Here is a 26,993-nt window from a genome sequence, read left to right on the forward strand (position 1 = left end):
TTAACCAATATAAGTGTGGAGTTTTTCGAAGAAGATCGGGGACATCTTCTGCCATCCGAAATCAAGAAGGGCCTGTTTGTCAGGAAGCTGCTTTTGATGATCTTGCCAGTTCAACTCCATGCTCTTTAACGCATCACCTAGTTCCCGATTGTTGAAGGGGTCAAAAAACTGGGCATTGATACCGTATCTATCTGAAAGGTACCGCATTGGAGGATAATCGCTGGAGAGGGTGGGCGTTAGAGCAAAGGCGGCTTCGATAGCGCATAGAGTGCCGTTATCCATGATAACGTTGTGCAACAGGAACTTTGCGCCCTTCATCTGGTGAACATACTCCTCGGATGAAACATTGCCTAGGAATTTCAAATGCTCGTAGAGGCTTGGGTTCTTTTTGAGGTAATCCCGGCATTCCTTGATGTACTTTGGAAGGTCATCAAATTCACGCTCAGGATCAAACTTGTCCGAACCCACACCAGTTATGTGGCAGTTGAATGAGCCTTTTAACTGCCCGAAATAACGGTTGAGCGCTTCAAAGGTCATCTTATGATTTTTGTGAGGGGCGGCGTTTGTGGTCCAGATAAAGTAGTCCTGCTTTTCTACTGGATCATCATTCTTCCGGAACTGATCCAGCTCCGAGACATGAGGCACCAGAATGGCTTTCTTTGATGGAACGCCAACATAATTTATAACGTCATTGATCGTGTGGGGAGTGTTGGCCAGAACGGCGATGGCATTTCGTGCCGCAATGAGATAGCTCATCTCATAGTCTGGCGATACGCTTTCTGGGAAATAGCGCTGAAGATAGTCGTGTGTAAACAGGCAATAAGGCCGTAACGGTGCGATAGGATGGTAAAATCGGTCTGAGCCGACCAGCCAGAAATCGCAATCGAGAAAGTCGGTGGTATTATCCTTTGGTAGACAGAATAATCCGCCTGGGACCGGGATTTCGTAACCCGTGCAGGAAAACACCTCCTGAAGCTGGTAATCGGAAATTGTCTTCCACTTAAAAGACCTGACTTCGATACCGTGCGGCTTCAGGTCTACGAAATCACCGTCACTATAAATGTCATCATCGGGGTGAGCAAACACGACGCTATAATTCTTGCCCGCAAGCTCACTGCCTTTTTTAAGCATTTTTGCAAGAAGCTTGACCATGTTTAGCGTGCCACCCTTGTATGGCTCCGGCAGGAAGACAGCTATTTTTTTGGTCGCTCCGTCAGACGTGCGTACAGGCTGCTTAGTGGTCCGCTGAATCGTAGGCTCTATGATTTGGAAATTCTGGCGCCAGACGGGTTCACAGAAATCGCGGGACATTTCCTTGAGGAGAGCGCCCTGGGTCTCCTTAATTCGCGCGACCAAGTTATTGTCACCATTGAGAATACGTCTGATCTTGTCCTTGGCCTCGGATTCTGTCTTGCAGCGACCTGGTAGATTTTTCCCGCCGAGTTTGTCAAGCAGACCTCCAGCCATAAACACGAGCGGCATGCCCCAACGAACGGCTTCTATTGGATGATAGTGGAGGTGGCGCTCTTCGCGGCTGTGATAATACATGACGCGCGTTTCTCGCATCATGGAGTCGTATTCTTCTCTTGAAAGGAACCCTTTTACGTTCGGGTCTTCAACAGCAATAGGCTGCGCCCCGCCGATAATGTAGGGAAACTCGCCGAAATCCTTCAGAAAGTTCTTATATATCCTGTTGAAATAAGGGGAACTGCCGATACGTGGGCAGACGAACAGAACCTTGGAATCGGTGCCGGTCCATTCATTTCGAATGACCGCGTCATCAATACCTAGCGGCAGCGTTATGGCCCTGTCTCTGAATATTCCGCTTTCGACATTAGCCAAATGGTCATAAGCCTGACCGAACCAGAAATCTTTGCGACGTTCTTCCAGTTCGTGCATGAACGACGGTCCGAGAGTGGCTGCGGTAATATTTGTATAGCAATCACCTGCTGATAGCCCAAATGGACGCATAATAATTGTATTACGGAAATGCCTTACCAGCCCTGCCAACTGGTCCGGGAAAAAGCCGAAGAACGCTATATCGAAATATTTGCTCGCAACCTCGCCTATTTCTGGCGTCATTCCACTGTAAAAATCGTGGTTGTTTAGAGCTTCCAGATTTTCTTTCGGAATTGAAAGATTGCCATCACGGCTGTAGTCGATAGAAGCGCTTAAGTTACCTTCATCGTAGGGGAAAATTTTTGGGAGATAGACCTCGTATCCGAGAGATTCGAGCAGAGGAACTTCAAATTTGCGCAGTGTGCTATGGTTCATAAGCCACATAGCGCGCTTAGGATTGGACATGCCGTCTCCATCACGATTTAGGTAAAATTCTCGTTTTGGACGGTATGAGCGATGAAGGAATACAAATCAAGATTTTTAGTCCGGATAGAGCGGAGCTAACACGGGAAGACCCGATAAGACCCTCCCTTGATGTGACTGGAGGGTTTGTCAAACTTGGCAGGTATATATTGCGGCGGTCCAGTAGATAGAAACTGCAAGAATGTTAGTAAAATAGCACCAACAAGACAGATAATTTTTGGAAATCGTATAATGAAATCGCGGCATAGAAAAGCATATAATAATTATTTGAATATACGTGAATATATTTAGAATGGCGCGACAAAATAAAGGGGGAATGGGGTATTAATTTAATTTGCATTTCGAATTGGGCGGGAGCAACACTTCGCATGAATGACTGGACCGTTATGTTGTTGAAAAAAAACGGCACGCACAGAGTTCGAAGGAACGCAGGGATAAAATGCAACAATGGATGGCCGGTTGGCTGACGACGCCCTCCCAGGACTTGAAAATAGCTATGTAGAGTTCATTCCAACATCGCAATGGCTATGGAAGGGTGCAAAAGGTTAAGCTCGTTCACAAACACTCTTGCTGAATGCATGGAATGGGTCGACTTTGTCGCCCGGCGCGTCTATAGAGCAACACATTTGCAGGCTGGGGCAGCATCGGTGATGCAGGAAAGTTGATGAAGGCTCTAATGGAGAAAGTAATGACGAAGAAAGTCGCCCTCATAACAGGAATAACCGGCCAGGATGGCGCCTACTTGGCTGAGTTCCTGCTGGGTAAGGGGTATTCCGTCCATGGGGTTCGCCGTCGCACATCGCTATTTAACACCGACAGAATTGACCATCTCTATACGGATCCACACGATACGGGAAATGATCTAACGTTACATCACGGCGACTTGACAGACTCTTCCAGCCTGATGCGCATCATTCAGCTTGTGCAGCCTGACGAGATCTACAACCTCGCTGCACAAAGCCATGTGGCGGTTTCATTCGAAGAGCCAGAGTATACTGCGAATTCCGACGCGCTTGGTGCCCTCAGAATTCTGGAAGCCATTCGCATTCTGGGCTTAACCAAAAAGACCCGTTTCTACCAAGCTTCCACTTCCGAGTTGTACGGCTTAGTTCAGGAAGTGCCTCAGAAGGAAACGACGCCGTTCTATCCACGGTCACCTTATGCTGTTGCCAAAATGTACGCCTATTGGATTACGGTAAACTACCGCGAAGCTTACGGGATTTATGCGTGCAACGGAATATTGTTTAACCACGAGTCGCCAAACCGTGGCGAAACGTTCGTAACACGCAAAATAACGCGTGCTCTGGCGCGAATTAAGCTCGGCACTCAAAAAACTCTGTTTCTCGGCAATCTTGATGCTCTTCGCGATTGGGGGCATGCGCGAGATTATGTGGAAATGCAGTGGCTAATGCTGCAGCAGGAGCACCCCGAAGATTTCGTGATCGCCACGGGAGAGCAACATTCTGTTCGAGAATTCGTTGAACTCGCCGCTGCCGAACTGGGCATTTCCATCCGATGGGAGGGCGAAGGGGTTAATGAAAAGGGATATGATACGGCGAGTGGGGAGTGCATTGTTGCCGTTGATCCTAGGTATTTCCGTCCTGCTGAAGTGGAAACGCTACTGGGAGATGCATCGAAAGCAAAGGCGAAGCTTGGCTGGTCTCCAGCAACGAGTTTCAAAGAACTGGTGAAAGAAATGGCAGCTGAAGATCTCAAATCTGCCGAGCGGGAAAAATTCCTGAATGAAAACGGCTACCAGTCCTCTGTGCGTAGAGATTGATCATGTCAAGAATACCAGTTTATGAGCCTCATCTTGGAGGCAATGTTTCTCAATATGTCAACGAGTGCTTGACGACTGGCTGGATATCTTCTCGCGGCCAGTTCATTTCCAAGTTCGAATCTGCCTTCGCCGACTATGTCGGCGCAAGCTCAGCTACTTCGGTAGCTAACGGAACGGTGGCTATTCATTTGGCTTTGGAGGCGCTCGGAATAGGTCGGGGCGATGAGGTAATCGTCCCCAGTTTCACGTATATCGCGTCGGTCAATACGATTATGCAAACCGGGGCCAAGCCGGTGTTTGTGGATTCATTGAGCAGTACGCTTCAGGTTGATCCGGTCTCCATTCGTGCTGCAATAACACCCCGGACTAAAGCGGTGATGGCCGTGCATCTATATGGTCACCCGTGTGATATGGATGCCATTCTACAAATTTGTAACAAGCACGATCTTTTGCTTGTTGAAGACTGTGCCGAAGCTTTCGGTACGTTTTGGAAGGATCAGCACGTAGGCACGTTTGGTGACGCCTCAAGCTTCAGCTTCTTCGGCAACAAAACGATTACTACCGGTGAAGGTGGGATGGTACTAGCTCGTGATCCGTCGGTAATGGAGCGGGCGAGGCGCCTAAAAAGTCAAGGCGTATCTGTAACGCGCGAATATTGGCACGATATGTTGGCGTTCAATTATCGTATGACCAACATTGAAGCGGCGATCGGTCTGGCCCAGCTAGAAATGGCCGACATGCTTCTTGAGAAGAAGAAGAGTGTCGCGGAGTTTTATACACGTCGTCTGTCGGGATTGCCGCTGCGAACGCACGATTTCGCGGGCGAGGGTAAGCACTCATACTGGATGTGTTCCATAATCTTGAATGATGCGGCGGATAGAGACCCGTTGAGAAAACAACTTGCCGAACAGGAAGTAGAAACCAGGCCATTTTTCCCTATGGCACATCTGATGCCTCACTGTGCAACGGACCAGTCGTTTCCGGTCGGAGAAAATCTAAGTCTAAAAGGGATCAACCTGCCGAGCTATCCCGATCTTACCGAGCTGCAGCTGAATCACATTTGCGACACCATTTGTAAATATTTCGATCAAAAGAAAAGTTGAGTTGAAAGTGAGCTTTTGAATGGATTACGCCAGAGGTATATGGGCCGCCCGTTATTTTTGGTTCCATTTGGTTTTATCTGATCTCCGTGCTCGTTGGCGGAGATCATTTTTTGGAATATTATGGTCTATGCTTCAGCCGTTGGGGTTGACGATACTGATATCAATAGTATTCAGCCAGATATTCAATTCAACGATTGCTGAATATGCACCCTATATTCTTTCTGGCGTCATTATATGGGAATACATCGCCTTTAATGTAACCGGCGGCTCCATGGCCTTTGTGCAGGCTGACGCCTATATCAAACAGACGAAACACCCATTGGCGATCTATACGCTCAGAAACGTACTGTCCGGTCTCATTGTATTGGCAGTAGCTTCGGTGAGTTTGATTGGATGGGTTCTGGTCGTTATGCCCCAGAATTTTGGTTGGTGCTGGCTTGCTGCTTTGACTATTTTTCCAATCTTGGCCATGTTTGTATGGCCATGGGCAACAATCATGGCATATTTTTCTACTCGGTTTAGAGACTTGCCTCATGCTCTGGGATTAATGTTGCAAGCAATATGGTTTGTATCGCCTGTTTACTTTGAAGATTCCATTTTTAGACGGGGCAACCTTCACGCGTTGTTGGACTACAATCCCATTTATCATCTTCTGCAGATCGTGCGCGCGCCACTGTTACACGGTGATTGGCCAACGCTAACGAACTACATGTGGTGTTTCGGTACGGCATTGTTATTTTCGCTGATCGCAGTTGCTGTGGGGCGAAAAGCAGAAAAACGGGTGATATTCTATCTATGACAAATCGTATCGAATTATCGAACGTCAATCTCCACTATGCGTCAGTTGCTTTCAAAGAGCGATCTATCAAGACTATGCTGTCATCTATGTTGACGCCTGGGAGCGGGGTTAAAATTGCTGATATCCATGCCCTAAAGGATATCAATCTCACCATTCAACCCGGAGAGCGCGTTGGCCTGCTCGGGCATAATGGTGCTGGGAAAAGTACGTTTTTGAAGATGCTCGCAGGTCTGTACCCTATTTCGTCAGGCTCGCGAACAGTTGAAGGGACGGTACGTTCCCTGTTCGATATCAGTCTCGGATTCGAACCAGATGCGAGCGGTCGTGAAAATATTCTCTACCGTGGTCTGCTTCTTGGTTTGACGCCCAAATATATGAAGTCGATTCAGTCCGAGATTATTGAATTTGCCGATATCGGTGAATTTATAGATTATCCTATCAAAACCTATTCCGCCGGCATGCAGGTGCGTCTTGCATTTGCAATTTCGACCTCGGTTGGTGGAGACATTTTGTTGCTTGACGAGGTTATCGGGGCGGGTGATGCGAACTTTATGGGTAAAGCGCGACGACGTATCACTGATTTGATCGAGAGGGCAGAGATACTTGTCCTAGCTTCACATGATTTTTCAACGCTACGCTCAATTTGTACACGCGGGCTGGTTTTTCATCATGGTGAAGTGATATTCGATGGGGAGATGGATATGGCAATTGATCGTTACAAAGAGGCAAATAACCTCTGATAATTTTCCATCCATCTCGACTGTGGAGAATTTTTAGGTGCGCGCAAAGCGGATAGATAGTGGCAGTCCAATCATTCAACTGGAGCTGCTACTATCTATGGAATATTATTCCAAGGGGTCGTGTTCCGGATAGAGGTACAACTCCTGCCTACTTGGAGCGGCTTTCTGATGGTTCTGTGCGCTGCTCAACGATGGCATGTCGAATTGAGTTCTTTGTTGACCTGTTGCCGATGAACAATGCTGAGCGTCTCTTGCGGCGCCGGGCCGAAGAACAGGGAATCTGGAGATTGGCATTGTTTAGTCTCCTTCATTGTCTTAGGGAATTGGCGAGCTTCTGCTTCCCGCATTGCGTTGGCCGACATGCGTATGATCGCTGAAACAAAAACATCGCTGCGGCCACCGAAAACTCCTGCGCAATGACAACCTACCAGAGCTTGGTCGTGGATGAAATTTCACAAAAAGGCGTATGTGGGCGGCTATAAAGCGAATTGACGAATACTCTATCTCTCGCTGCATTCGTCTAGGACTCGCCGAAAAACCTCTGTCAGTTCGTAGGCGCTCCGGGACCAGTCGAATCTGGTCGCGTTTTTGTGCGTAGCGTCGGTTAGGCGCTTATGCAGGGCATCATCCGTTGCTAGCCTTCGAAGGCCGTCCGTAATGGAAGATACAGACGTTGGATCGATGAGGAGGGCGGCATCTCCTCCTACTTCTGGCATTGAAGACGTATTCGATGTTAACACGGGCACACCAAGCTGGTTAGCCTCGATTATCGGGAACCCGAAACCTTCGTACAGCGACGGCATCGCGAGAAACCGTGCATCTCGGTAAAGCTTGCCCAGTTCTTCGTCGGATACAAACCCAGTCAGGCGCACTGATGATGTGATATTAAGACGGGAGATTTCAGTTTTGAGGTCGTTCAATCCCCAACCCTGACCTCCCGCAATTACCAAAAGAAGTTTCGATCGGGTGTCGGCAGATAGAGCGGCAAATGACTCCAGCAGGCGTAGAAGATTCTTTCTTGGTTCCAGTGTTCCAACAAAAAGTGCGTACGGTCGATCCAGGTTAAATCGTTCCAGGTCTGCCGAACACAAATCCGGCGTGAAAGGGGTGCAGCCGGGATGGACAACATCGATTTTGTTTCGCGTCCAAGGGTATAATTCGAATAGCGATTGTTTCGTTGCGTGTGAAACGGCGACAACGCGTTCCGCGCGTCTGATGGAGGTCTTCATAAATGCTCGTTCCGCCATCCACCCCTGAAACCGCATAGTAGAGGAGGCATGGTGCCAGACCAGATCGTGTATCGTTAGTACTTGCGGGAGATCACTCGCGGACATGATCGGAAGCCGGTGGGCTGGCCCCCACAAAACATCGACCTTGTCCTTCTTTGCTTTTAGCGGAAGGTAGCTATTTCCCCAAATAATACGCGGCAAGGCTCCTTTGAAGCCGGATATATCAACGCTTTCGACTGGAGGGAGCGAATCCCGGTCATTAGGAGGCTCCGGAAGATAGAGAAATACCTCATGACCGCTCTGACTAAGATGCCGAGTGGTTTCAAGTACATAGCGTCCAATACCGGATAATTTAGGTACCAGATTTCGGGCATCGACTCCAATTCTCATGGTTTGCTCTCGCTGGAGCACATCCGAACAGCCGGAACGGCTCTTGGATAAGATGTGCGATAAACAAAATAGAACGGTCCCGCGCTCCGTTTTCAACGGAAAACGCTCCCATGTGATGCATGCACTATAGCGGTTTTTTAACAATGCGCCGCGCGGGTATTCCAACGTATGTTCCAGGTTCAGTGATGTCGGATGTCACCACCGCGCCAGCACCTATGATAACATCATCGCAAACGGTGACCGAGTCGATGAGAACTGCGCCAGCACCCACCATAACATCTGATCCCACCCTCGTTCGACCAGCAATTGTGGCGTTGACGGAGATATGAGTAAAATTCCCAATTTCGACTTCATGCTCTATGACAGAATGAGTATTGAGTATGACACCGCATCCGATCCGGGCATCAGGCCCAATATGCACGCCGTGGCACACGAGTGTGGCGTCGCTAATCACGGCTCCAACGCCGATGGTGGCTTGGGGAGATATCACTGTGGCCAGCTCCATTTGGGCTGCGGCCACCTGTTCGCGTCGACGATGATTATCTCCAGCCGCAGGGAATACTTTCCAGTCGAGATCGACGACCGCGGGCAAGGCGCTCAGGACCTTAAAAGAGTGAAACTGCTCGTTTGGCTGGGCATTGTTGTCTACGAAAACAAAATCGTTCCAGCCTGCCAACATGGCTACATCCGCAACGCTGCGCGCGTGACCCCCAAAACCAAGAATATAAAGGCCTTTTGAAGCAGAGCTTGTCATATCGTCTCCGAAAAATTTCCAGAATGTCATAATTTATACGTTACCCAATGTCGAATTTCTTTTCAGGCGCCTCTTGATGTGTGGACAGTACGTAAGTTGGGCAATTGGCTTCTTACCTTACATTTATTTGACGTGCCTGAAGCCTTTTCTGTGCAATCTTGAGCAGCTCGTCGCCCTCTCGGTCTATGTTCGACCGTCTGCCCGCTGGTCGGAGCGTGTTGCGTTTCCCACGGTCAATGGGGACTATGAAGCCCGTTTAAGACAGGTGAGGAAAGCTCGTTGTAACTGTGCTTGAGGTGTTTATTTATTTGTATTGTTTCATATTTCCGTGGCAATAGGGATCGAAGAAGATGCGAGGTAATCTGAAAAATGGCAGTTACATTTGGAACGTCGGGACTGCGGGGGCCGGCAACTGATTTTACAGACCAAGCTTGCGTCGCCTATGTCATTGCTTTTCTGCAGCACATGGTGCGTGGTTTCGAATTTCGTGAGGTCTATGTCGCCGCTGATCTGCGGGAATCCAGTCCTCGCATCGCAAGTTCATGTCTGTCTGCGATCAAATTGGGAGGGAAGAATGCGATATGGGCGGGAAATGTTCCGACACCGGCACTCGCAGCTTACGCGATGGCTCGCAATGCGCCTGCCATTATGATAACAGGGAGCCATATTCCGGAGGCTTACAATGGCATCAAATTCTACCGTCCTGACGGCGAGTTTCTGAAAGAAGACGAAGCTCCCGTTCGCATTCTCGCGGAAGAATTGTTGAAAAAGGATACTGAAAGACAGCCCGCCGACATAACTGCTCCTCTGGCCGATGTGGCCGAGGAATATGTGGGCCGCTCTATCAGTTCTTTCGGTTCGGACGCGCTGACCGGAATGAAAATCGGTATTGATCTTCATTCTGCGGTGGGCCGCAACCTTCTCGTACGTATATTTGAGGGTCTCGGAGCCGAGGTTTATCCATTCCGCAGAATGAATAAGTTTGTCGCCGTTGATACCGAGGCGCTGGAGTCAGTGGATTTAGAGCGATCACGCGCTTTCATTATTGAGCACGGATTAGATGCCGTGGTTTCGACAGATGGAGACGGTGACAGGCCGCTAGTCATTGATGATCAGGGACGGCAGGTCAATGGCGATATATTGGGCATTTTGACAGCCCGATATTTAGGAGCGAAAACAGTTGTAACGCCGCTCAGTACGACGAGTGCCCTTGAGGAAAGCGGCTGGTTCGAGAGCATCCACAGGACACGGATTGGGTCGCCCTATGTCGTAGCCGAAATGGCGCGCGCCGGGGCGCATCCAGTTGTTGGTTTTGAGGCCAATGGCGGCTTTCTGCTTGGCGATGATGTGACGTTGAAGTCAGGCTTGTTGGGTCGCCTTCCAACGCGCGATTCCGTTTTGCCAGCGGTGGCTGTTCTAGTGCAGGCTAAAGAACAGGGGGTGAGGTTGAGTCAGTTGGTTGGAACACTGCCTGCTCGATGCATGAAGGCCGATAGGGTCAAGGAAGTTCCCGCAGATCGCGCCTCTTCATTTCTGCGCGCTATAGAAACGTCACAATCATTTCGTTCTAGTTTCTCCCCCTTGATTGCTGAGCCGGAATCAATTTCGACAGTCGATGGCGTGCGAATGGCGTTTGCCAATGGCGACACTGTTCATTTCCGTCAATCCGGCAATGCGCCGGAAATGCGGATTTATATTGAAACAGGTTCAGTGGAGAAAACAGATCAGATGCTGAGTGAGTTCGTTGCAAAACTCTCCGAGACGATCTGAATTCTGCTCATCGAAAGGAAGTTAAAGTGCGTGAAATGTTGATCAGGCCAGTGGTGTTGGCAGGCGGAAAAGGTACGAGATTGTGGCCGATGTCACGCTCGCAACGCCCAAAACAGTTTCTGGCTCTGACTGGCGAACTCAGCCTCTTTCAGATGACTTTGAAACGATTGTCGGATCCGAAGCGTTATTCCAAGCCGATTATCATAACGAACGCTGACTATCGGTTTTTGGTGGCGGAACAGGCATTGGAATGTGGCGTCGAACTTTCGGATGTTATTTTGGAACCAGTCGCTCGCAACACAGCGCCGGCAATTGCCGCTGCGGCTTTAATCGCTTCCATAGAGGAGCCGACCCTTATCCATGTCGTGGCATCTGACCACAACATTGAAATGGATGATGCATATTTTCAGGCTGTCGACACGGCGAGTAATGCAGCTCGTATGGGGCGTCTTGCCACTTTTGGCATTACGCCGACGGAACCGGCAACCGGTTTTGGTTACATCGAAGCAGGTCAGTTGGAAGAAAGCGGAGCCTGTACAATTAAGCGCTTTGTTGAAAAGCCGAAGGAGGAAGTTGCGCGGGAAATGCTTGCTGCCGGCGGCTTCTACTGGAACTCAGGGATGTTTTTGTTCCGTTCGGACGTCTTCCTCGATGAATGCAAACGTCACGCGCCAGCGGTATATGAAGCTGCTCAGGCATCCGTTGCGACTGCACAGCGGGATCTCGATTTTGTGCGTCTGAACAGCGCCGAATTTGAGAAAGCGCCGGATATTTCCGTCGACTATGCGATTTTCGAGAAGACAAAGCTCGCTTCTGTTGTTCCGTCACCAATCCACTGGTCGGATCTCGGCTCGTGGGATGCTGTCTGGAAGGAAAGCAAACAGGATCTGGCTGGAAACGTTGCACGCGGACCTGTCAGCTTGCACAACACCAATAATTCTCTGGTCTTGTCTGAAGGCGTTCATGTAGCGGTCAATGGTGTCGATGATCTGACGATTGTGGCCTCGGAAGATGCGTTCTATGTCGGCAAGCTCTCAGAAGCGCAAGGTGTAGGCGCGATCGTAAAGGCGCTGATGAAACAACCAGCTACGGCGAAGCTTGCCGAGGAGCACCGGACCATCTATCGCCCTTGGGGCGGCTACACCCATTTGCTTTCGGGCGATCGGTTCCAGGTAAAACGTCTGTTCATCAAGCCCGGTAAACAACTCTCGCTCCAAAAGCATCACCATCGTTCTGAGCATTGGGTGGTTGTTCGGGGCGTGGCCGAAATCGTGATTGATGACGAGAGCCTTTTCCTGTCAGAAAACGAATCGACATATATTTCTCAAGGTGCGGTACACCGTGTCTCAAATCCGGGTAAAATTCTGCTTGAACTGATTGAGGTTCAAACTGGAGCTTATTTGGGCGAAGACGATATTGTGCGCTTCGAGGATGATTTCGGACGTGTTTGATCGTTTGATTATTTCAGCATGAAAGCCGTGCAATGAATGATGTGACACGTAAACTTCGGGCGGAAGTCGAACGCTTATCGTCGTGGCTCCATAACCACGCGTTGCCTCTTTGGTTGTCGGCCGGTGTGGATGCACCGAATAACGGCTTCTTTGAACGTATTGGCCAGGACGGCGTCGCAACGGATGCAGATAATCGTCGTTCTCGCGTGCATCCGAGACAGATTTATTGTTTCGCTAAGGCTGGTGCCATGGGCTGGCATGGCGAATGGAAGCAGACCGTTGAAGCCGGAATAGAATATTATGATCGCGTCTATCGGCGAGAAGACGGCTTTTATGGCAGTCTTGCCAGTCAAAATGGCGAGATGATCGATCACACTTTCGATCTCTACAACCAGGCTTTTTCCGTTTTTTCGGCCGCTCAGATCGCGGTTTCCATACCGGGTCGATTTGATGAAATGCGTCAACGAGCGCTTGGTCTGATGAATTCGCTCGTGGATGATTATCATCATCCTCTTGGTGGATTTGAGGAAGCCAATCCGCCAAAGCTTCCTTTGTGTTCAAATCCGCACATGCATTTGTTCGAAGCAATGCTCGCTTGGGAGGCGGTAGACCCACAAACAGAGTTCTGGTCGATATATGCTGATGAGATCGCAAATCTTGCATTAACGAAATTCATTGATGGTAAGACCGGTGCGTTGCGTGAATTCTTCGATCGTGACTGGCAGCCATATCCAGGTGAAAAGGGCAGGGTGGTCGAACCGGGACATCAGTTCGAATGGTCCTGGCTGATGGGCCAGTGGGCGGATCGGCGACAGAATTACGATGGCATGCGGGCGGCCAAGCGTCTATTCCAGATTGCAATAGATCGTGGTATATGCGAGCAGCGCAAAGTGGCCATCATGAGCTTGTATGACGATTTTTCGGTTCACGATGGTCTCGCGCGTCTGTGGCCACAAACTGAATGGATAAAATCGGCTCTGTTATTTGCTTCATTGAGCGAGGGCAAAGAGCGAAGTTTTTATCTGGAATCAGCATTGCGAGCCTTTGACGCCCTACGGCCATTTCTTGAAACGCCGATCAAAGGGTTATGGTACGACAAGTGGCCGGAAGGTGGTACGCTCATCAATGAGCCCGCGCCCGCGTCGACCTTTTACCATATTCTCTGCGCCTGTTATGAAGCAGAGAAAACAATATCCGCACTTTAGGCTGTCATGACATTTTAGTTGTCGTCGCTGATGACGAACGATCAGATGTGCCGATGATGATGTATATTGGAGAAACATGCGAGTTCTGCATTTTTTTAAGACCTATTGGCCAGATACATTCGGCGGTATCGAGCGAACCATTCATGCGATCGCAAAAGGCGCGGCTGAATACGGTATTGCATCGGACGTTTTGTCCTTGAGCGCAAAGCCGGAAGAAAATACCCGAAATTTTGATGGTCACATGGCATATAAGGCCAGGCTCGATTTTGAGTTTGCATCAACGGGATTGTCGCGTGATGTGTTTTCCCGGTTCAGGGAGTTGAGCAGTCAAGCTGATATAGTACATTATCATTTCCCCTGGCCCATGAGCGATATCGTACAGGTCGGCGTTCGTCCGGAAAAGCCAACCATTGTGACCTATCATTCGGACATCGTTAAGCAGAAACTACTCCTTCAGCTCTATCGCCCTTTGATGAACCGCTTTCTCGGTAGTGTGGATAGGATCATTGCCACCTCTCCGAATTATCTGGCGACGAGCGATGTTCTGCAGCGGTTTAGCGATAAAACGGCGGTCATTCCACTTGGCTTGGACGAGGCCGATTATCCTCCTGCCGATGCCGCAACCAAGGCGCGCTGGCACGAGCGGTTTCCTCGCCCCTTCTTTCTCTTCGTCGGTGTGTTGCGCTATTACAAAGGTTTAAGAACGCTGCTGGCTGCAGCACGAACTTCCGATATTGATATTGTCATTGTCGGTGATGGCCCTATGAAACCCCAGCTCACCGCATATGCGAACGAGCATGATCTGTCGCACGTTCATTTCGCCGGAGCGCTGCCGGATACGGACAAGACTGCGCTTTTGGAGTTGAGTTCCGGGCTGATTTTTCCCTCGCATCTACGTTCTGAAGCGTTTGGACTGTCGCTGGTGGAGGCGTCTATGTTCGGAAAGCCGATGATCTCGTGTGAAATCGGCACCGGTACAAGTTATGTCAATCTGAACGGACAAACGGGAATTGTGGTGCCGCCGCAGAACCCGGAAGCGCTGTCAGCTGCAATGCGAAGCATCGCACGCGACCCGGAGCACGCCAAAATTTTTGGAAGGAATGCGCGGGCGCGATATATCGAGCATTTCACAGCTGATAAAATGGCGCTAGAATATGTGAAAAATTATACCTCACTGGTGCAGTGACAAAAGGTTGTCACTGCTATTCGGACAAGCTTTACTGGCGCCGTTTTCAATACCTCGTACCTTCATGATGATGAAGTTAGTAATGGAGCGTAGATGAAAGGCATTATCCTGGCCGGTGGCAGTGGTACGCGTCTTTATCCCCTGACGATAGCCATTTCGAAGCAACTTCTTCCGATCTATGATAAGCCGATGATCTATTACCCGCTGAGCGTATTGATGCTGGCGGGAATCAGGGATGTTCTGGTTATCTCGACGCCGCACGATCTGCCTCTTTTCCGCAAGTTGCTCGGAGATGGCAGTGAGTTCGGCATGGACTTTTCCTTTGCAGAACAACCGCGGCCAAACGGTCTGGCGGAAGCTTTCATCATCGGTCGCCATTTTATCGATAACGACCATGTAGCAATGATCCTCGGCGACAATATCTATTTCGGCGACGGCCTGTCGCAGTTGTGTGAAAGCGCTGCTTGTCTAGATAAGGGCGGCTCGGTATTCGCCTATCGGGTCGAAGACCCCAAACGCTATGGCGTGGTTGAGTTCGATAAGACAACCGGCAAGGCGATCTCCATCGAGGAGAAGCCGATTAAGCCCAAATCCTCCTGGGCGGTGACCGGACTGTATTTCTACGACAATGATGTCGTCGATATTGCTGCTTCCCTCAAGCCTTCTGCGCGCGGCGAATTGGAAATCACGGCCGTCAACAATATATATCTTCAGCGCGGAGATTTGAAAGTCCACCAGTTGGGGCGGGGCTATGCCTGGCTCGATACCGGAACGCACGACAGTCTTCAGGATGCGTCGTCCTTTGTGCGTACGATCGAGAAGCGGCAAGGGATCAAGATTGCCTGTCCCGAGGAAATCGGGTTTGAAAAAGGCTGGATTGACGGAGATGCCGTTCTTGAACGGGCGGATAAACTGGGCCAGACCGAATATGCCGCCTATCTGCGGCGTCGCGTCGAGGAAATCGGTAACGAAAGATGATAGTTCGCCGGTTGGAACTCCATGGTCTGTTGGAAATCAGCCCGCGTAAATTCGGTGATGACCGTGGCTTTTTCTCCGAGACCTACAATGCGAAATCATTCGCCGAAGCCGGTATTGATCTGACTTTCGTTCAGGACAACCATTCCTATTCGGCGGCCAGGGGCGTTGTGCGCGGCCTTCATTATCAGTTGCCGCCATTTGCGCAGGACAAGCTGGTGCGCGTCACGCGCGGTGCAATTCTGGACGTTGCGGTCGATATCCGCAAAGGCTCGCCCACATTCGGCAAGTGGGTGGCGTTGGAAGTCTCGGCTGAAAAATGGAACCAGATTCTTGTGCCGAAGGGCTTCGCACATGGCTTCATGACGCTCGTTGAGCATACCGAAGTCATCTACAAGGTAACCAATTGTTATTCCCCCGAGCACGACCGCTCGATCCGCTTTGATGACCCGGCAATAAGCATAGACTGGCCGATATCCGCATCAGGCGTCCAGCTTTCGGACAAGGATCAGAAAGCGCCGATGCTTGCCGACGCAGACGTTTTTCTTGAGGAATGATATGAATATTCTCGTTACGGGTGGAGCAGGCTTCATTGGCTCTGCGGTGTGCCGGCATCTGGCTTCCGATCCCAGGATCAATGTCGTCAATCTCGACAAGCTGACCTATGCAGGCAATCTGGCGTCTCTCCGTCAGATTGAAAATCATCCGAATTACAGCTTCCTCCAGGCTGATATCTGCGATGACACGAGCGTTCTGGATGCTCTGCGCGCCAACGAAATCGATGTGGTCATGCATCTGGCGGCAGAAAGCCATGTCGACCGTTCAATCGATGGTCCGGGTGCTTTCATCGAGACGAACATTGTCGGAACGTTTCGCCTGCTGAATGCGGCACTTGCCTATTGGCGGGAACTGCCGGAACCGCGCAAGTCGAGCTTCCGTTTCCACCATATTTCGACGGACGAAGTGTTTGGCGATCTGCCTTTCGACAGCGGTATTTTCACCGAGGAAACGCCCTATAAGCCCTCGTCACCCTATTCGGCTTCAAAAGCGGCCTCCGACCATCTGGTGCGCGCCTGGCATGAAACCTATGGCCTGCCGGTTGTGCTATCGAATTGCTCGAACAATTACGGCCCGTTCCATTTCCCCGAGAAGCTGATCCCGCTCGTCATTCTCAATGCGCTCGATGAAAAGCCGCTGCCGGTTTACGGGGCGGGGGCGAATGTGCGCGACTGGCTCTATGTTGAAGACCATGCGCGGGCCCTCGCTCTGGTCGCGACGACGGGCAAGCTGGGCGAAAGCTACAATATCGGTGGACGCGCGGAACGCACCAATCTGAATGTGGTGGAAACCATCTGCGCCATTCTGGACAAGAAGCGGCCTCGCGCAAACGGCAAGAGCTATGCCGACCTGATCACCTTCGTGACGGATCGCCCGGGTCATGATCGCCGCTATGCGATCGACGCTTCGAAGATCGAGCGCGAGCTGGGCTGGAAGCCGCAGGAAACTTTCGAGACCGGGCTGGAAAAAACCATTCAATGGTATCTCGATAATGCATGGTGGTGGGAGCCGATCCGCAGCGGTACCTATGCCGGTGAGCGTCTGGGCAGCACGGCAGTAAAAGAGGCCAATGCATGAAAATCGCCGTCACCGGGAGGGAAGGGCAGGTTGTGCAGAGCCTTCTTGAGAAGGCGTCGCAGCGTGAGGACCTCGAGGTCATCGCGCTGGGCCCCCCGGAGCTGGATCTGGCAGAGCCGGACACCGTGCGCACTGCCATTGAAGCGATCAAGCCCGACGTCGTCGTCTCTGCCGCCGCTTATACGGCGGTGGATCTGGCCGAGGATGAGCAGGAACTTGCCTTTGCGGTGAATGCAGCAGGCGCCGGGGCAGTTGCGCAGGCAGCGAAGAACTGCGGCGTTCCTGTCATTCATCTGTCCACGGATTATGTTTTCGCGGGCGACGCTGACAAACCCTATGTTGAAACGGACGCCACCGGCCCTCGCAGTGTCTACGGAAGCTCCAAGCTTGAAGGTGAGCGTCTCGTAGCGCAAGCCAACCCGCAGCACATCATTTTGCGGACAGCGTGGGTCTATAGTCCTTTCGGCAAGAATTTCGTCAAGACGATGCTGAAGCTCGCGGAGACGCGCGACGCTCTCTCGGTTGTTGCTGACCAGTGGGGCAATCCGACCAGCGCGCTTGATATCGCTGATGCAATTATCCGGGTGGCGGATCATCTGGCGGCGGCACCGGAGTTTTCGGCTTATGGTGTTTATCATCTGGCCGGAACGGGTGATACGAACTGGAGCGGCTTTGCACGCGCCATATTCGGTGAAAGCGCCAGGCTTGGCGGGCCGACGTCGACCGTTACGGATATTGCGACCGCCGATTACCCCAACAAGGCCATGCGCCCTGCCAACTCCCGCCTGTCGACCGCCAGATTCCAACAGGCGTTCAACTGGTCGGCACCGCATTGGCAGTCGTCGCTGCGGGACGTCGTGTCCCGGCTGGTATAGAGCATTTCCAGCAAAAGTGCGAAGCGGTTTTGCGTAGGAGAATGCGTGAAAACAAAGAGATGGAGCGGTTCCCCGATTCCGTTTCAACTGGAACCGCTCTAGCCTCAGCCAAATAAGCGCAAAACAGCAATTATTAACGCAGTCTGCGTTAAGGATTTGATATTGCCCGCCTATACGGATTATGACCCACAATAAGGTGCATGGGATTGCACCATTGTGGGGATGATGATTTTCGGATTCACGTTATAAGATGGCAAGACTTTTAAGCTTGGCGGGCGCTTGCGGGCGTCGCCTCTTCGATACTGGAAAATCTGGCGGGAAGCATGAGCGGTACATCGCTTAAATTTGGCACGAGCGGTCTGAGGGGACTGGCGGACGAACTGAATGGCCTGCCTGCCTATGCCTATTCCCTTGCTTTCGTCGGAATGCTGTCGGAGGCCGGAAAGCTGCACAGGGGCGACAGTGTATTCGTCGGTCGCGACCTTCGTCCGTCCAGTCCGGCCATCGCGGCGCTGTGCATGGCGGCAATCGAGGATGCGGGATTTCAGCCGGTTGATTGCGGCGTCTTGCCGACCCCGGCGCTGAGCAATTATGCAATCTCGCAGCAGGCGCCGAGCATTATGGTCACTGGCAGCCATATTCCAGATGACCGCAACGGGCTCAAATTCTATCGCGCCGACGGTGAAATCGACAAGAATGATGAAAGCGCCATCAGTGCCGCCTATGCGGCCTTGCCTGCAAATCTTGCCTTTCGTCATCTGCACGATGCACCCTATGGCAGCGATGCGATCGACCTCTATGTGAACCGCTATGTCGGATTTCTGGGGCATGAAAGCCTCCGCGGTTTGCGGGTCGGGGTCTACCAGCACTCGTCCGTAGCGCGTGATCTCATCGTCCGCATTCTTACCGAACTCGGGGCCGAAGCCGTACCGCTCGGACGGTCCGATGTGTTTGTGCCGGTCGACACCGAGGCCCTTCGTTCCGAAGATATTGAGCTTCTCGACCAATGGGCGAAGGAAAGCCGTTTTGATGCCATCGTGTCCACGGATGGGGATGCCGACCGCCCGTTGATCGCAGACGGGAAGGGCCGCTTTGTCCGGGGCGATCTGGTCGGGGCAATCACCGCACGCTGGCTTGGCGTCAAGACGATAGTGACGCCCGTGACATCCAATTCCGCGCTGGAAGAAAATTTCGAGCGCGTCATCAGAACACGCGTGGGGTCGCCCTATGTCATCGAAGGCATGACGCAGGCTGTCGCCGGCGGCGCCCCGGCCGTGGTTGGGTTTGAGGCCAATGGCGGCGTGCTGCTCGGCACGGATATAAACCGTGACGGTCATGTGCTGGCCGCGCTTTCGACCCGTGATGCGCTGCTGCCAATCCTGGGAAGTCTCGGTTCCATCAAGGAAACGGGCAAGCCGCTGTCTGACATTGCGGCAAGCTTCCATTTCCGCACTGCGCTGAGCGACAGGCTCCAGAACGTTCCGCAGGAAAAGAGCCTCGCCTTTCTGTCCCTCCTCAAGAACGAGGCGACGCGAAGCGCACTGTTTCAGATGGACGAGCCGATCGTCCGGACCGAGGTCATTGACGGTGTGAAACTCTTCTTCCATTCAGGCAATGCCATCCACTATCGTGCTTCCGGCAACGCGCCGGAATTGCGGTGCTATGTGGAAGCCTCAGGCGAGAGCCAGGCAAAAACGCTTCTGGAAACGGGACTTGCCATCGCCCGCAACGCAACGAAGGACAACTGAGCAATGAGCTTTATTCCTGTCATCATCAGCGGCGGTTCCGGTTCAAGGCTATGGCCGCTTTCGCGCGATGCGCACCCGAAGCCATTCATCGAGCTGCCGGACGGCAGCACCCTGATAGGCAAGACCTACAAGCGCGCGGCGCGGCTGGGCGGTGTGGACCATATCCTCACCGTCACCAATCGCGACTTCCTGTTTCTGACGCTTGACGCCTATGCCGATGCGAAGGCGCCCAAGGTCGATAACGCATTTCTGCTGGAGCCGCTCGGACGCGATACGGCGCCTGCCGTTGCCGTCGCCGCACTCCATGCCGCCGCCACTTACGGCCCGGACGCCACATTGCTCGTCATGCCCGCCGATCACCTGATCGAGGATGAGGCCGCGTTCGCCGAGGCCGTTTCCAAGGCGCGGCCGCTTGCTGAAACGGGCCGCATCGTCACCTTCGGCATCGTGCCCGATCATCCGGAAACCGGCTTCGGCTACATCGAGGCCGAAGGCATCGACGTGCTGCGCTTTGTCGAAAAACCTGACGCCGAGACGGCACAGGCCTATGTCGAAAGCGGCCGCTATTTCTGGAACTCCGGCATGTTCTGTTTCACCGCCGGAACCATGCTCGAAGCGCTGCAGCGCCACGCGCCGGAAATCTTCACTGCCGTTCAGGCTTCGCTCGAACATGCCCGGCGCGGGGTCAACGGCGAGACGAAGACGGTCGAAATCGCCAAGGACGATTTTGCGGCGGCGCCAGCGATTTCCATCGACTATGCGATCATGGAAAAGGCCGACAATATTGCCTGCATCCCGGTGTCCTGCGGCTGGTCCGATATTGGTTCCTGGGCGGCGATGGCCGACCTGATCACGCCCGACGATGAAGGCAACCGCCTGCGCGGCGAAACGGTCATCGAAGACACGACCAACAGTTTTGTCCTGTCTGAAACACGGTTGGTCAGCCTTGTCGGCGTTCACGATCTTCTTGTGGTCGACACGCCCGATGCGCTGTTGGTCGCCCATCGCGACAAGGCGCAGGAAGTGCGCAAGGTCTTCAACAAGCTGCGCGCCGATGGCCATGAAGCTGCCAAGCTTCACCGCACGGCCCATCGCCCATGGGGCACCTATACGGTGCTTGAGGAAGGCGACGGCTTCAAGATCAAGCGGATCGAAGTGAAACCGGGACGACGGCTGAGCCTTCAGGCGCATCATCACCGTTCCGAGCACTGGATCGTCGTTTCCGGCACCGCGAAGGTGACCAATGGCGATCGCGAAATTCTGCTTACGACGAACCAGTCGACCTATATCCCCTGTGGCTTCCGTCACCGGCTGGAAAATCCGGGCATTCTGCCGCTCGTGCTCATCGAGGTGCAAAGCGGCGAATATCTGGGCGAAGACGACATCGTGCGTTTCGACGACGTCTATGGGCGCACCTGATATCACGGTCGTTGAGCGGAACTCGTTGGACTTTGATTAAGCCCGGCTGGTGATTGAACTTTTTCGAGGCGCGAGGCGTCAGCCTCTTGGCGCCTTGTCAATCACTCGGAAACCGCCGGGCGCGGCATTTAATCGGGAACCATTCGCCGCCGCGAATGTTTGCCTCCTATGCCCAGTAATGAACAGGATACGGCTACCGATCTGATCGGCATGCGGGTCATCGATTTTCAGAAACACGCGCTTTTTTTCGACGTCGATGGCACCTTGCTCGATATCGCCGCCGATCCCGACGGCGTGGTCGTTTCGACCGGCTTGCAAAAATCCCTCTCGGTTATTTCCCGGCATTTGTCCGGTGCGATGGCGCTCGTCACGGGCAGGGCCATAAGCTTCATCGAGGAACGCTTTCCCGATTACCACGGGCCGATAGCCGCGCTGCATGGCGCTGAATTCCGACACGCATCCGGGCTTGTCGAACTGATCGAGCCGGGCGAACAATTCCAGACCGCCAAGGATTTTCTGCGGCAGGCAGCGCTTCGCGTCAGCGGCCTTCGTGCCGAGGACAAGGGAAGTGCGGTTGCGCTCCATTATCGCGCCGCGCCCGAGAAAGCCGAACTTGCCCATGACCTCGTGGACAAGGCGTGGAAGCTCGCCGGGCCGGACTGGACCGTGCAGGGGGGCAAGATGGTTTTCGAGCTGCGCCCCGCGCTCAGCGACAAGGGCGCCGCCTTGCGCCGTTTCATGCTGGAAAAGCCGTTTGCGGGCAGGGTGCCGATCGCATTCGGCGACGATCTGACTGATTTGCCGATGCTCGAGGCGGCGGAACAACTGGGCGGAACGGCCGTGGTGATCGGACGAGCGATCGACCGTCCGGGGGCTGTACGCTTTGCAAGCCCGGATGAGCTTCGCCTCTGGCTCTCCGGCATCCGGGACAATGGACAGCAACAGCAATGAAAGGATTTGGTGTATGGGTCGGCTGATCGTGGTCTCCAATCGTGTTCCCCTGCCTGATGAACAGGGCAAGGCACCAGCGGGCGGTCTGGCGGTCGCGCTGCAGGCGGCGCTCAACGAACGCGGCGGCATATGGCTCGGTTGGTCCGGCAAGACGCTTCCCGCGCGTCAGCCGCAGGAACTGACGATCCGGGACGAGGGGCCGATCCGCTATGCGCTGCTTGATCTCCACAAGAAGGATATCGACGAATATTATGCAGGCTTCGCCAACCGCATGCTCTGGCCCCTCTGCCACTATCGCCTTGATCTCGTCGATTACACGCGCAAGGACATGGCGGGATATTTCCGGGTCAATCGCCTGTTTGCAAAGCATCTCCTGCCGATGATCCAGCCGGATGACCTCATCTGGATTCACGATTACCATCTCATTCCGCTGGCTGCGGAACTGCGCAATCTGGGCGTCACCAACCGCATCGGTTTCTTCCTGCACATTCCCTGGCCGCCCGCTGATATAGTTTTCACGCTTCCCGTGCACGAAACAATCATGCGCGGCCTTGCTTCCTACGATGTCGTCGGCTTCCAGACCGAAAACGATGTCGACAACTTCATCAGCTGCCTGCGGCGTGAAAAAATCGGCAAGCCGCTCAGCGATGACGGGCTGTTTGAGGCCTTCGGCCACCGGTTCCGCGCCGAGCGCTTCGGCATCGGTATCGAGACGGCCGCATTTGCAGAGATAGCCAACAAGGCGGACGGCCATTCGACAGTGCGGCGCATGCGCGAAAGCATGCTGGATCGTAGTCTCATCATCGGTGTCGACAGGCTCGACTACTCGAAGGGCATCACCAATCGCATGGAGGCTTTCGAGCATTTTCTCAATGTCGATCCCGGCAATCGCGGCAAGGTTACCTTTCTGCAGGTCACGCCGAAATCCCGTTCCGAAGTGCCGGAATACAAGGACATGCAGCGCGCGGTGGCCGAACTGGCCGGGCGGGTGAACGGAGCGAACGCCACGGTGGACTGGACGCCGATACGCTACATCAACCGGTCCCTCAATCGCGACGTGCTGGCCGGTCTCTATCGGCTCGCCGCTGTCGGTCTGGTCACGCCGTTGCGTGACGGCATGAACCTCGTCGCCAAGGAATATGTTGCCGCCCAGAACCCCGAGAACCCCGGCGTGCTGGTCCTCTCCCGCTTTGCCGGCGCCGCGCAGGAACTGGACGGTGCGCTTCTGGTCAATCCCTATGACATGGAAGCGATGGCCTATGCCATGGCCCGTGCGCTGGCCATGCCTCTGGAGGAGCGCAAGGAACGGTTTGAAAGCATGATGGGCTTTCTCAACACCCACGACGTCAACCGCTGGTGCGACGACTTTCTGAAGCGCCTTGCATCGGGCTGATGTCGGCTCATGGCTTGATGATGCCCAGTTTGGCGACTTCTTCCGAAAGGTGAATCGTGTAGTCGAACTTGTCCAATACCGGCGTCAGCAGATCCGCCTCGCAATCGCGAGCGTCTCTCGGCGTCATGCCGAAACGGGCCTTGAATGCCTTGGTGAATTGCGTGCCAACATGAAAGCCGCAACGATAGGCAATTTCCTTCAGCGATACGTGCCGCCCGCGTTCATCGACAAGAATGCGATAGGCGCGGTCCAGCCTCTTGTCGCGGATGATCTTTGCAATTCCGCCTTCCATCTCGAATGTCCGGTAGAGGCTCGAGCGTGAAATGCGCAGGTTCTTGGTGATAAGGCATGGCCCCAGCACTGGATCGGAAAGGTTCTCGTCGATATAGGCGAGGATGCGCTTGCGTACTGGGAGGTTGGCTGGAAGGCTTTCAATGACGCCGCCTTCGGTGCCGTTGATGCTTGCGCCGAGAAGTATGAACATCGCATCCAGCGCAGATTGTGCTTCCACCCTGTCGAGCGTGCCGCTCAATGACTGGAGATTCTGGAGTTAGCTGAAGAGCACCCGTGTCATGGGGGCAGTTGCGGGCATGACGAGGCCATGCAGATTGTGCCAGCCGACGATCCTCTCCAGCTCCTCACGCGGAATCAGCACAGTGATGCGGGAACCGTTGGATGCGTGGCTTTCCACCGTCTGGCTCAAATCGATAACGACGATATCGCCCTGTTTCGCTTCGACATCGACACCATTGAAATCGCCGTGCAGATCGCCGCTGGTGATGAGTTGCAGGACATAGTGATTCAGCCCGCTCTTGGCGATGAGCTTTCGCGCACGCGTGTAGCGCTGTGAATTGAAGGAGGTTGCTCCAATCTGAATGGAGCCTATGGAACGCGCAACGATTGATCCTGAAAACTGGTAATCGTCGCTGTCGCCCGTGATTTCATACATGGGCTACAGGATGGCGCGCCAGAATTCATTGCGCAGCCGGTCTCATGTCTGTTGAAATTGTTGTCTCGTTGCTCATTGCAAATCGTCAAGCCAAAGATCATGAAGATTGATGTGGGGAATAATCATTCATTAGAAATAAATACTATATTGATCCATTGGCATATGCTCATTTGTTGCCATCCAATAAATAGGAGTTGTATTCTTATTTCCGGTAAATAGGATTGTCTATGTCACTTTCCATGATTACAGTTTCATTATTTTGTAATATATAATTTTTCAACCTAATATAATTGTAGTTATTTCTATAAGGTCAGTTATGGTGCCCTCCTGCAAGGTCAGGAATCGTTTCACCAATAGCTATTAACAGGTAATCTCGCCAAATATGTGCGGCTCTTTCCGCAGGCTATTTCTATAGAGCATTCATTGAATATGAGAAGGTTTGAAACTATTTATTGTGTTTGAAAGTTATCGCAATATGAGGCTGGTTTTTACTTTTTTGCTCGCCATGTTCGGCTGCACTCACGTTGCCTCCGCAACAGGGCTGCAGAGCGATTTCGGGCTGGAATGCCGGCTCGTGCCGATGCAGGGAACGGGCGCTCCAGATGCAGCTGCACGGCCCGGCTGGGCCATGCCCTTGGCAAACCCGGTGGGCCAGCCGTCACGGCGCGCCATCGTCTATCCGCGCGCGGTGCCATCGCCACAGCTCTACCGTTATGACTGCGCTCCCAAGTCCGCGGGACCGGTTTCGGTTCCACGGACCCGGTTCAGCGATCAATAAGGGCTGTCGACCTTGCCCATCTCCACATAGACGGTCTTGATCTGGCTGTAATGCGCCAGAGCGGCGATGCCGTTCTCGCGACCGATGCCGGACTGCTTGTAGCCGCCGAAGGGCACTTCCACCGGCGTCAGGTTATAGGCGTTGATCCAGCATGTCCCGGCCTTGATCTGGCCGATGACGCGATGGCCCCGTGCAATGTCTGCGGTAAACACGCCCGCCGCCAGACCGAATTCGCTATCATTGGCGCGGGCAATCACCTCATCCTCATGGACAAATTCCAGCACGCTCATCACCGGCCCGAAGATTTCCTCGCGGGCGATGGTCATGTCGTCTGTCACATCCGTGAAGATGGTCGGCTCGATGAAATAGCCCTTATCGAAACCTTGCAGCTTCGGTATGCCGCCGCCATACGCAAGGGTTGCGCCTTCCGCCTTGCCCTTTTCGATATAGGAGAGAACCTTCTCGCGCTGGGCTGCATTGACGAGCGGCCCCATCTGGGTCGCTTCGTCCAGCGGGTCGCCAATGCGGATTTTGCGTGTACGTTCGACCAGCCGTTCGATAAAGCGTTCGCGCACGTTCTTGTGGACGAAGACGCGGGTGCCGTTCGAGCAGACCTGACCCGTCGAATAGAAATTGCCGAGCATCGCGCCGCCAATGGCGCTTTCAAGGTCGGCATCGTCAAACACGATGATCGGGGACTTGCCGCCAAGTTCCATCGTGACGTGTTTCAGATGTTCGCCCGCTTGCGCCATGATGCGCTTGCCGGTCGGCACGGAGCCGGTCAGTGAAACCTTGGCCGTCAGGCGATGGTTGACGAGTGCGGCTCCTACATCGCCGAAGCCCTGCACGACATTGAACAGTCCGTCGGGCAACCCGGCTTCCTTGTAGGCTTCGGCCAGCGCCAGAGCCGAAAGCGGCGTATTTTCTGACGGCTTGAAGATGAAGGCATTGCCCATTGCGAGCGCAGGCGCGGATTTCCACGCGGCGATCTGGATGGGATAGTTCCACGCGCCGATGCCGACGCAGATGCCGAGCGCTTCGCGGCGCGTATAGGCAAACGAGCCGCCCAGTTCCACGAACTCGCCGTTGAAACCGGAAATGATACCGCCGAAAAACTCCAGCGCATCGGCGGCTGAAGCGGCATCCGCCACCAGCGTTTCCTGAAGCGCCTTGCCGGTATCAAGCGTTTCGAGCTTCGACAGTTTCTTGTTCTTCTCACGCAGGATTTCCGCCGTGCGGCGCAGTATGCGTCCGCGCTCGACGGGCTTCAGCGCGGCCCATTCGCCTTGCGCTTTCAGCGCAGCCGCATAAGCCGCCTCGATCACGCCGGGCGTGGCGGAATAAAGCTTGGCGATCTCTTCACCCGTCGCCGGATAGATGACTGGCAAAGGCTTTCCTGCCTTGTCTTCCACGAATGCGCCGCCGATGAAGTGCGAGGCTTTGGGTTGTACTTTCATTTCTGGTTCCTTGTTTAAGGGAATAGGGGGTAGGGCAGTAAGGCAGTATGTTGTTAAGCGCCGGGAACACGAGCTGACATATTC

21 protein-coding genes and 1 pseudogene are annotated in these 26,993 nt (G+C 53.3%); 17 read left to right on the forward strand and 5 right to left on the reverse strand.

Annotated elements, in window-relative coordinates; genetic code table 11:
* On the reverse strand, positions 1-2,304 hold the full coding sequence (locus tag ACOWVS_RS03010; RefSeq protein WP_075041595.1) for a glycosyltransferase: 2,304 nt from the start codon (positions 2,302-2,304) through the stop codon (positions 1-3).
* A gap of 706 nt (positions 2,305-3,010) precedes the next feature.
* Between ACOWVS_RS03010 and gmd the strand changes: the two genes are divergently transcribed.
* Genes gmd through ACOWVS_RS03030 form a run of 4 tightly spaced genes read left to right on the forward strand, consistent with a single transcriptional unit; the run spans position 3,011 to position 6,744 of the window.
* On the forward strand, positions 3,011-4,102 hold the full coding sequence (gene gmd / locus ACOWVS_RS03015; RefSeq protein WP_075041687.1) for a GDP-mannose 4,6-dehydratase: 1,092 nt from the start codon (positions 3,011-3,013) through the stop codon (positions 4,100-4,102).
* A gap of 2 nt (positions 4,103-4,104) precedes the next feature.
* Positions 4,105-5,205, forward strand: coding sequence for a DegT/DnrJ/EryC1/StrS family aminotransferase (locus ACOWVS_RS03020; RefSeq protein ID WP_075041596.1), 1,101 nt, complete (start codon positions 4,105-4,107; stop codon positions 5,203-5,205).
* A gap of 19 nt (positions 5,206-5,224) precedes the next feature.
* Complete coding sequence (locus ACOWVS_RS03025; RefSeq protein ID WP_075041597.1) at positions 5,225-6,004, forward strand: ABC transporter permease; 780 nt, start codon at positions 5,225-5,227, stop codon at positions 6,002-6,004.
* Positions 6,001-6,744, forward strand: coding sequence for an ABC transporter ATP-binding protein (locus ACOWVS_RS03030; RefSeq protein WP_075041598.1), 744 nt, complete (start codon positions 6,001-6,003; stop codon positions 6,742-6,744). The genes ACOWVS_RS03025 and ACOWVS_RS03030 overlap by 4 nt, the downstream gene beginning before the upstream one ends.
* Positions 6,745-7,244: 500 nt before the next feature.
* On the opposite strand, the gene ACOWVS_RS03035 is transcribed toward ACOWVS_RS03030, so the two are convergent.
* Both ACOWVS_RS03035 and ACOWVS_RS03040 read right to left on the reverse strand, forming a co-directional pair.
* On the reverse strand, positions 7,245-8,363 hold the full coding sequence (locus ACOWVS_RS03035) for a glycosyltransferase family 4 protein (RefSeq protein WP_075041599.1): 1,119 nt from the start codon (positions 8,361-8,363) through the stop codon (positions 7,245-7,247).
* Positions 8,364-8,487: 124 nt separating this feature from the next.
* On the reverse strand, positions 8,488-9,117 hold the full coding sequence (locus ACOWVS_RS03040; protein ID WP_075041688.1) for a NeuD/PglB/VioB family sugar acetyltransferase: 630 nt from the start codon (positions 9,115-9,117) through the stop codon (positions 8,488-8,490).
* A gap of 369 nt (positions 9,118-9,486) precedes the next feature.
* Between ACOWVS_RS03040 and ACOWVS_RS03045 the strand changes: the two genes are divergently transcribed.
* The 12 genes from ACOWVS_RS03045 to otsA all read left to right on the forward strand — a co-directional run bounded on the left by ACOWVS_RS03045 (position 9,487) and on the right by otsA (position 23,725).
* Positions 9,487-10,887 carry a phosphomannomutase gene (locus ACOWVS_RS03045; RefSeq protein ID WP_075041600.1) on the forward strand — a complete coding sequence of 467 codons (1,401 nt, stop codon included), beginning with the start codon at positions 9,487-9,489 and terminating at the stop codon, positions 10,885-10,887.
* A 26-nt stretch (positions 10,888-10,913) separates the two neighbouring features.
* On the forward strand, positions 10,914-12,338 hold the full coding sequence (locus ACOWVS_RS03050; RefSeq protein ID WP_081375253.1) for a mannose-1-phosphate guanylyltransferase/mannose-6-phosphate isomerase: 1,425 nt from the start codon (positions 10,914-10,916) through the stop codon (positions 12,336-12,338).
* Between the two features lie 32 nt (positions 12,339-12,370).
* Positions 12,371-13,543 (forward strand): AGE family epimerase/isomerase, encoded by a 1,173-nt coding sequence (locus ACOWVS_RS03055; protein ID WP_075041602.1) that lies wholly within the window; start codon positions 12,371-12,373, stop codon positions 13,541-13,543.
* 76 nt (positions 13,544-13,619) lie between these two features.
* Positions 13,620-14,729, forward strand: a complete 1,110-nt coding sequence (locus ACOWVS_RS03060) for a glycosyltransferase family 4 protein (protein ID WP_075041603.1) — start codon at positions 13,620-13,622, stop codon at positions 14,727-14,729.
* A gap of 93 nt (positions 14,730-14,822) precedes the next feature.
* A complete protein-coding gene (gene rfbA, locus ACOWVS_RS03065; protein ID WP_075041604.1) occupies positions 14,823-15,707 on the forward strand; it encodes a glucose-1-phosphate thymidylyltransferase RfbA in 885 nt (294 codons plus the stop codon).
* Positions 15,704-16,261, forward strand: coding sequence for a dTDP-4-dehydrorhamnose 3,5-epimerase (gene rfbC / locus ACOWVS_RS03070; protein WP_075041605.1), 558 nt, complete (start codon positions 15,704-15,706; stop codon positions 16,259-16,261). The genes rfbA and rfbC overlap by 4 nt, the downstream gene beginning before the upstream one ends.
* 1 nt (position 16,262) lies before the next feature.
* Entirely contained in the window at positions 16,263-17,339 is a 1,077-nt protein-coding gene (gene rfbB / locus ACOWVS_RS03075; RefSeq protein ID WP_075041606.1) for a dTDP-glucose 4,6-dehydratase, read from the forward strand.
* Entirely contained in the window at positions 17,336-18,214 is an 879-nt protein-coding gene (gene rfbD / locus ACOWVS_RS03080) for a dTDP-4-dehydrorhamnose reductase (protein WP_075041607.1), read from the forward strand. The genes rfbB and rfbD overlap by 4 nt, the downstream gene beginning before the upstream one ends.
* 323 nt (positions 18,215-18,537) lie before the next feature.
* Complete coding sequence (locus ACOWVS_RS03085) at positions 18,538-19,962, forward strand: phosphomannomutase (protein WP_075041608.1); 1,425 nt, start codon at positions 18,538-18,540, stop codon at positions 19,960-19,962.
* Between the two features lie 3 nt (positions 19,963-19,965).
* The gene (locus ACOWVS_RS03090; protein WP_075041609.1) at positions 19,966-21,381 is read left to right on the forward strand and encodes a mannose-1-phosphate guanylyltransferase/mannose-6-phosphate isomerase; all 1,416 of its coding nucleotides are present in this window, start codon (positions 19,966-19,968) and stop codon (positions 21,379-21,381) included.
* 168 nt (positions 21,382-21,549) lie between these two features.
* The gene (gene otsB, locus ACOWVS_RS03095; RefSeq protein WP_075041610.1) at positions 21,550-22,332 is read left to right on the forward strand and encodes a trehalose-phosphatase; all 783 of its coding nucleotides are present in this window, start codon (positions 21,550-21,552) and stop codon (positions 22,330-22,332) included.
* Positions 22,333-22,345: 13 nt separating this feature from the next.
* The gene (otsA, locus tag ACOWVS_RS03100) at positions 22,346-23,725 is read left to right on the forward strand and encodes an alpha,alpha-trehalose-phosphate synthase (UDP-forming) (RefSeq protein WP_075041611.1); all 1,380 of its coding nucleotides are present in this window, start codon (positions 22,346-22,348) and stop codon (positions 23,723-23,725) included.
* Positions 23,726-23,732: 7 nt separating this feature from the next.
* Here otsA and ACOWVS_RS03105 read toward each other — a convergent pair.
* A pseudogene (locus ACOWVS_RS03105) lies at positions 23,733-24,750 on the reverse strand (helix-turn-helix domain-containing protein).
* 399 nt (positions 24,751-25,149) lie between these two features.
* Here ACOWVS_RS03105 and ACOWVS_RS03110 point away from each other — a divergent pair.
* Positions 25,150-25,452, forward strand: coding sequence for a hypothetical protein (locus ACOWVS_RS03110; RefSeq protein ID WP_063882699.1), 303 nt, complete (start codon positions 25,150-25,152; stop codon positions 25,450-25,452).
* Here ACOWVS_RS03110 and betB read toward each other — a convergent pair.
* The gene (betB, locus tag ACOWVS_RS03115) at positions 25,446-26,909 is read right to left on the reverse strand and encodes a betaine-aldehyde dehydrogenase (RefSeq protein WP_063882697.1); all 1,464 of its coding nucleotides are present in this window, start codon (positions 26,907-26,909) and stop codon (positions 25,446-25,448) included. The two genes, ACOWVS_RS03110 and betB, sit on opposite strands and share 7 nt — an antisense overlap.
* Positions 26,910-26,993 lie beyond the last annotated feature (84 nt).

This window comes from Brucella sp. IR068 (assembly GCF_049065885.1).
GTDB lineage: Bacteria > Pseudomonadota > Alphaproteobacteria > Rhizobiales > Rhizobiaceae > Brucella > Brucella intermedia.

Excerpts from the sequence above, each read along its gene's own strand:
- ACOWVS_RS03090 (WP_075041609.1), top strand. The coding sequence starts at position 19,966 with ATGAGCTTTATTCCTGTCATCATCAGCGGCGGTTCCGGTTCAAGGCTA.
- rfbD (WP_075041607.1), top strand. The coding sequence starts at position 17,336 with ATGAAAATCGCCGTCACCGGGAGGGAAGGGCAGGTTGTGCAGAGCCTT.
- ACOWVS_RS03025 (WP_075041597.1), top strand. The coding sequence starts at position 5,225 with ATGGATTACGCCAGAGGTATATGGGCCGCCCGTTATTTTTGGTTCCAT.
- ACOWVS_RS03055 (WP_075041602.1), top strand. The coding sequence starts at position 12,371 with ATGAATGATGTGACACGTAAACTTCGGGCGGAAGTCGAACGCTTATCG.
- ACOWVS_RS03035 (WP_075041599.1), bottom strand. The coding sequence starts at position 8,363 with ATGAGAATTGGAGTCGATGCCCGAAATCTGGTACCTAAATTATCCGGT.
- ACOWVS_RS03030 (WP_075041598.1), top strand. The coding sequence starts at position 6,001 with ATGACAAATCGTATCGAATTATCGAACGTCAATCTCCACTATGCGTCA.
- ACOWVS_RS03110 (WP_063882699.1), top strand. The coding sequence starts at position 25,150 with ATGAGGCTGGTTTTTACTTTTTTGCTCGCCATGTTCGGCTGCACTCAC.
- otsA (WP_075041611.1), top strand. The coding sequence starts at position 22,346 with ATGGGTCGGCTGATCGTGGTCTCCAATCGTGTTCCCCTGCCTGATGAA.
- ACOWVS_RS03020 (WP_075041596.1), top strand. The coding sequence starts at position 4,105 with ATGTCAAGAATACCAGTTTATGAGCCTCATCTTGGAGGCAATGTTTCT.
- ACOWVS_RS03045 (WP_075041600.1), top strand. The coding sequence starts at position 9,487 with ATGGCAGTTACATTTGGAACGTCGGGACTGCGGGGGCCGGCAACTGAT.
- ACOWVS_RS03010 (WP_075041595.1), bottom strand. The coding sequence starts at position 2,304 with ATGTCCAATCCTAAGCGCGCTATGTGGCTTATGAACCATAGCACACTG.
- rfbC (WP_075041605.1), top strand. The coding sequence starts at position 15,704 with ATGATAGTTCGCCGGTTGGAACTCCATGGTCTGTTGGAAATCAGCCCG.
- ACOWVS_RS03085 (WP_075041608.1), top strand. The coding sequence starts at position 18,538 with ATGAGCGGTACATCGCTTAAATTTGGCACGAGCGGTCTGAGGGGACTG.
- gmd (WP_075041687.1), top strand. The coding sequence starts at position 3,011 with ATGACGAAGAAAGTCGCCCTCATAACAGGAATAACCGGCCAGGATGGC.
- rfbB (WP_075041606.1), top strand. The coding sequence starts at position 16,263 with ATGAATATTCTCGTTACGGGTGGAGCAGGCTTCATTGGCTCTGCGGTG.
- otsB (WP_075041610.1), top strand. The coding sequence starts at position 21,550 with ATGCCCAGTAATGAACAGGATACGGCTACCGATCTGATCGGCATGCGG.
- ACOWVS_RS03060 (WP_075041603.1), top strand. The coding sequence starts at position 13,620 with ATGCGAGTTCTGCATTTTTTTAAGACCTATTGGCCAGATACATTCGGC.
- rfbA (WP_075041604.1), top strand. The coding sequence starts at position 14,823 with ATGAAAGGCATTATCCTGGCCGGTGGCAGTGGTACGCGTCTTTATCCC.
- betB (WP_063882697.1), bottom strand. The coding sequence starts at position 26,909 with ATGAAAGTACAACCCAAAGCCTCGCACTTCATCGGCGGCGCATTCGTG.
- ACOWVS_RS03040 (WP_075041688.1), bottom strand. The coding sequence starts at position 9,117 with ATGACAAGCTCTGCTTCAAAAGGCCTTTATATTCTTGGTTTTGGGGGT.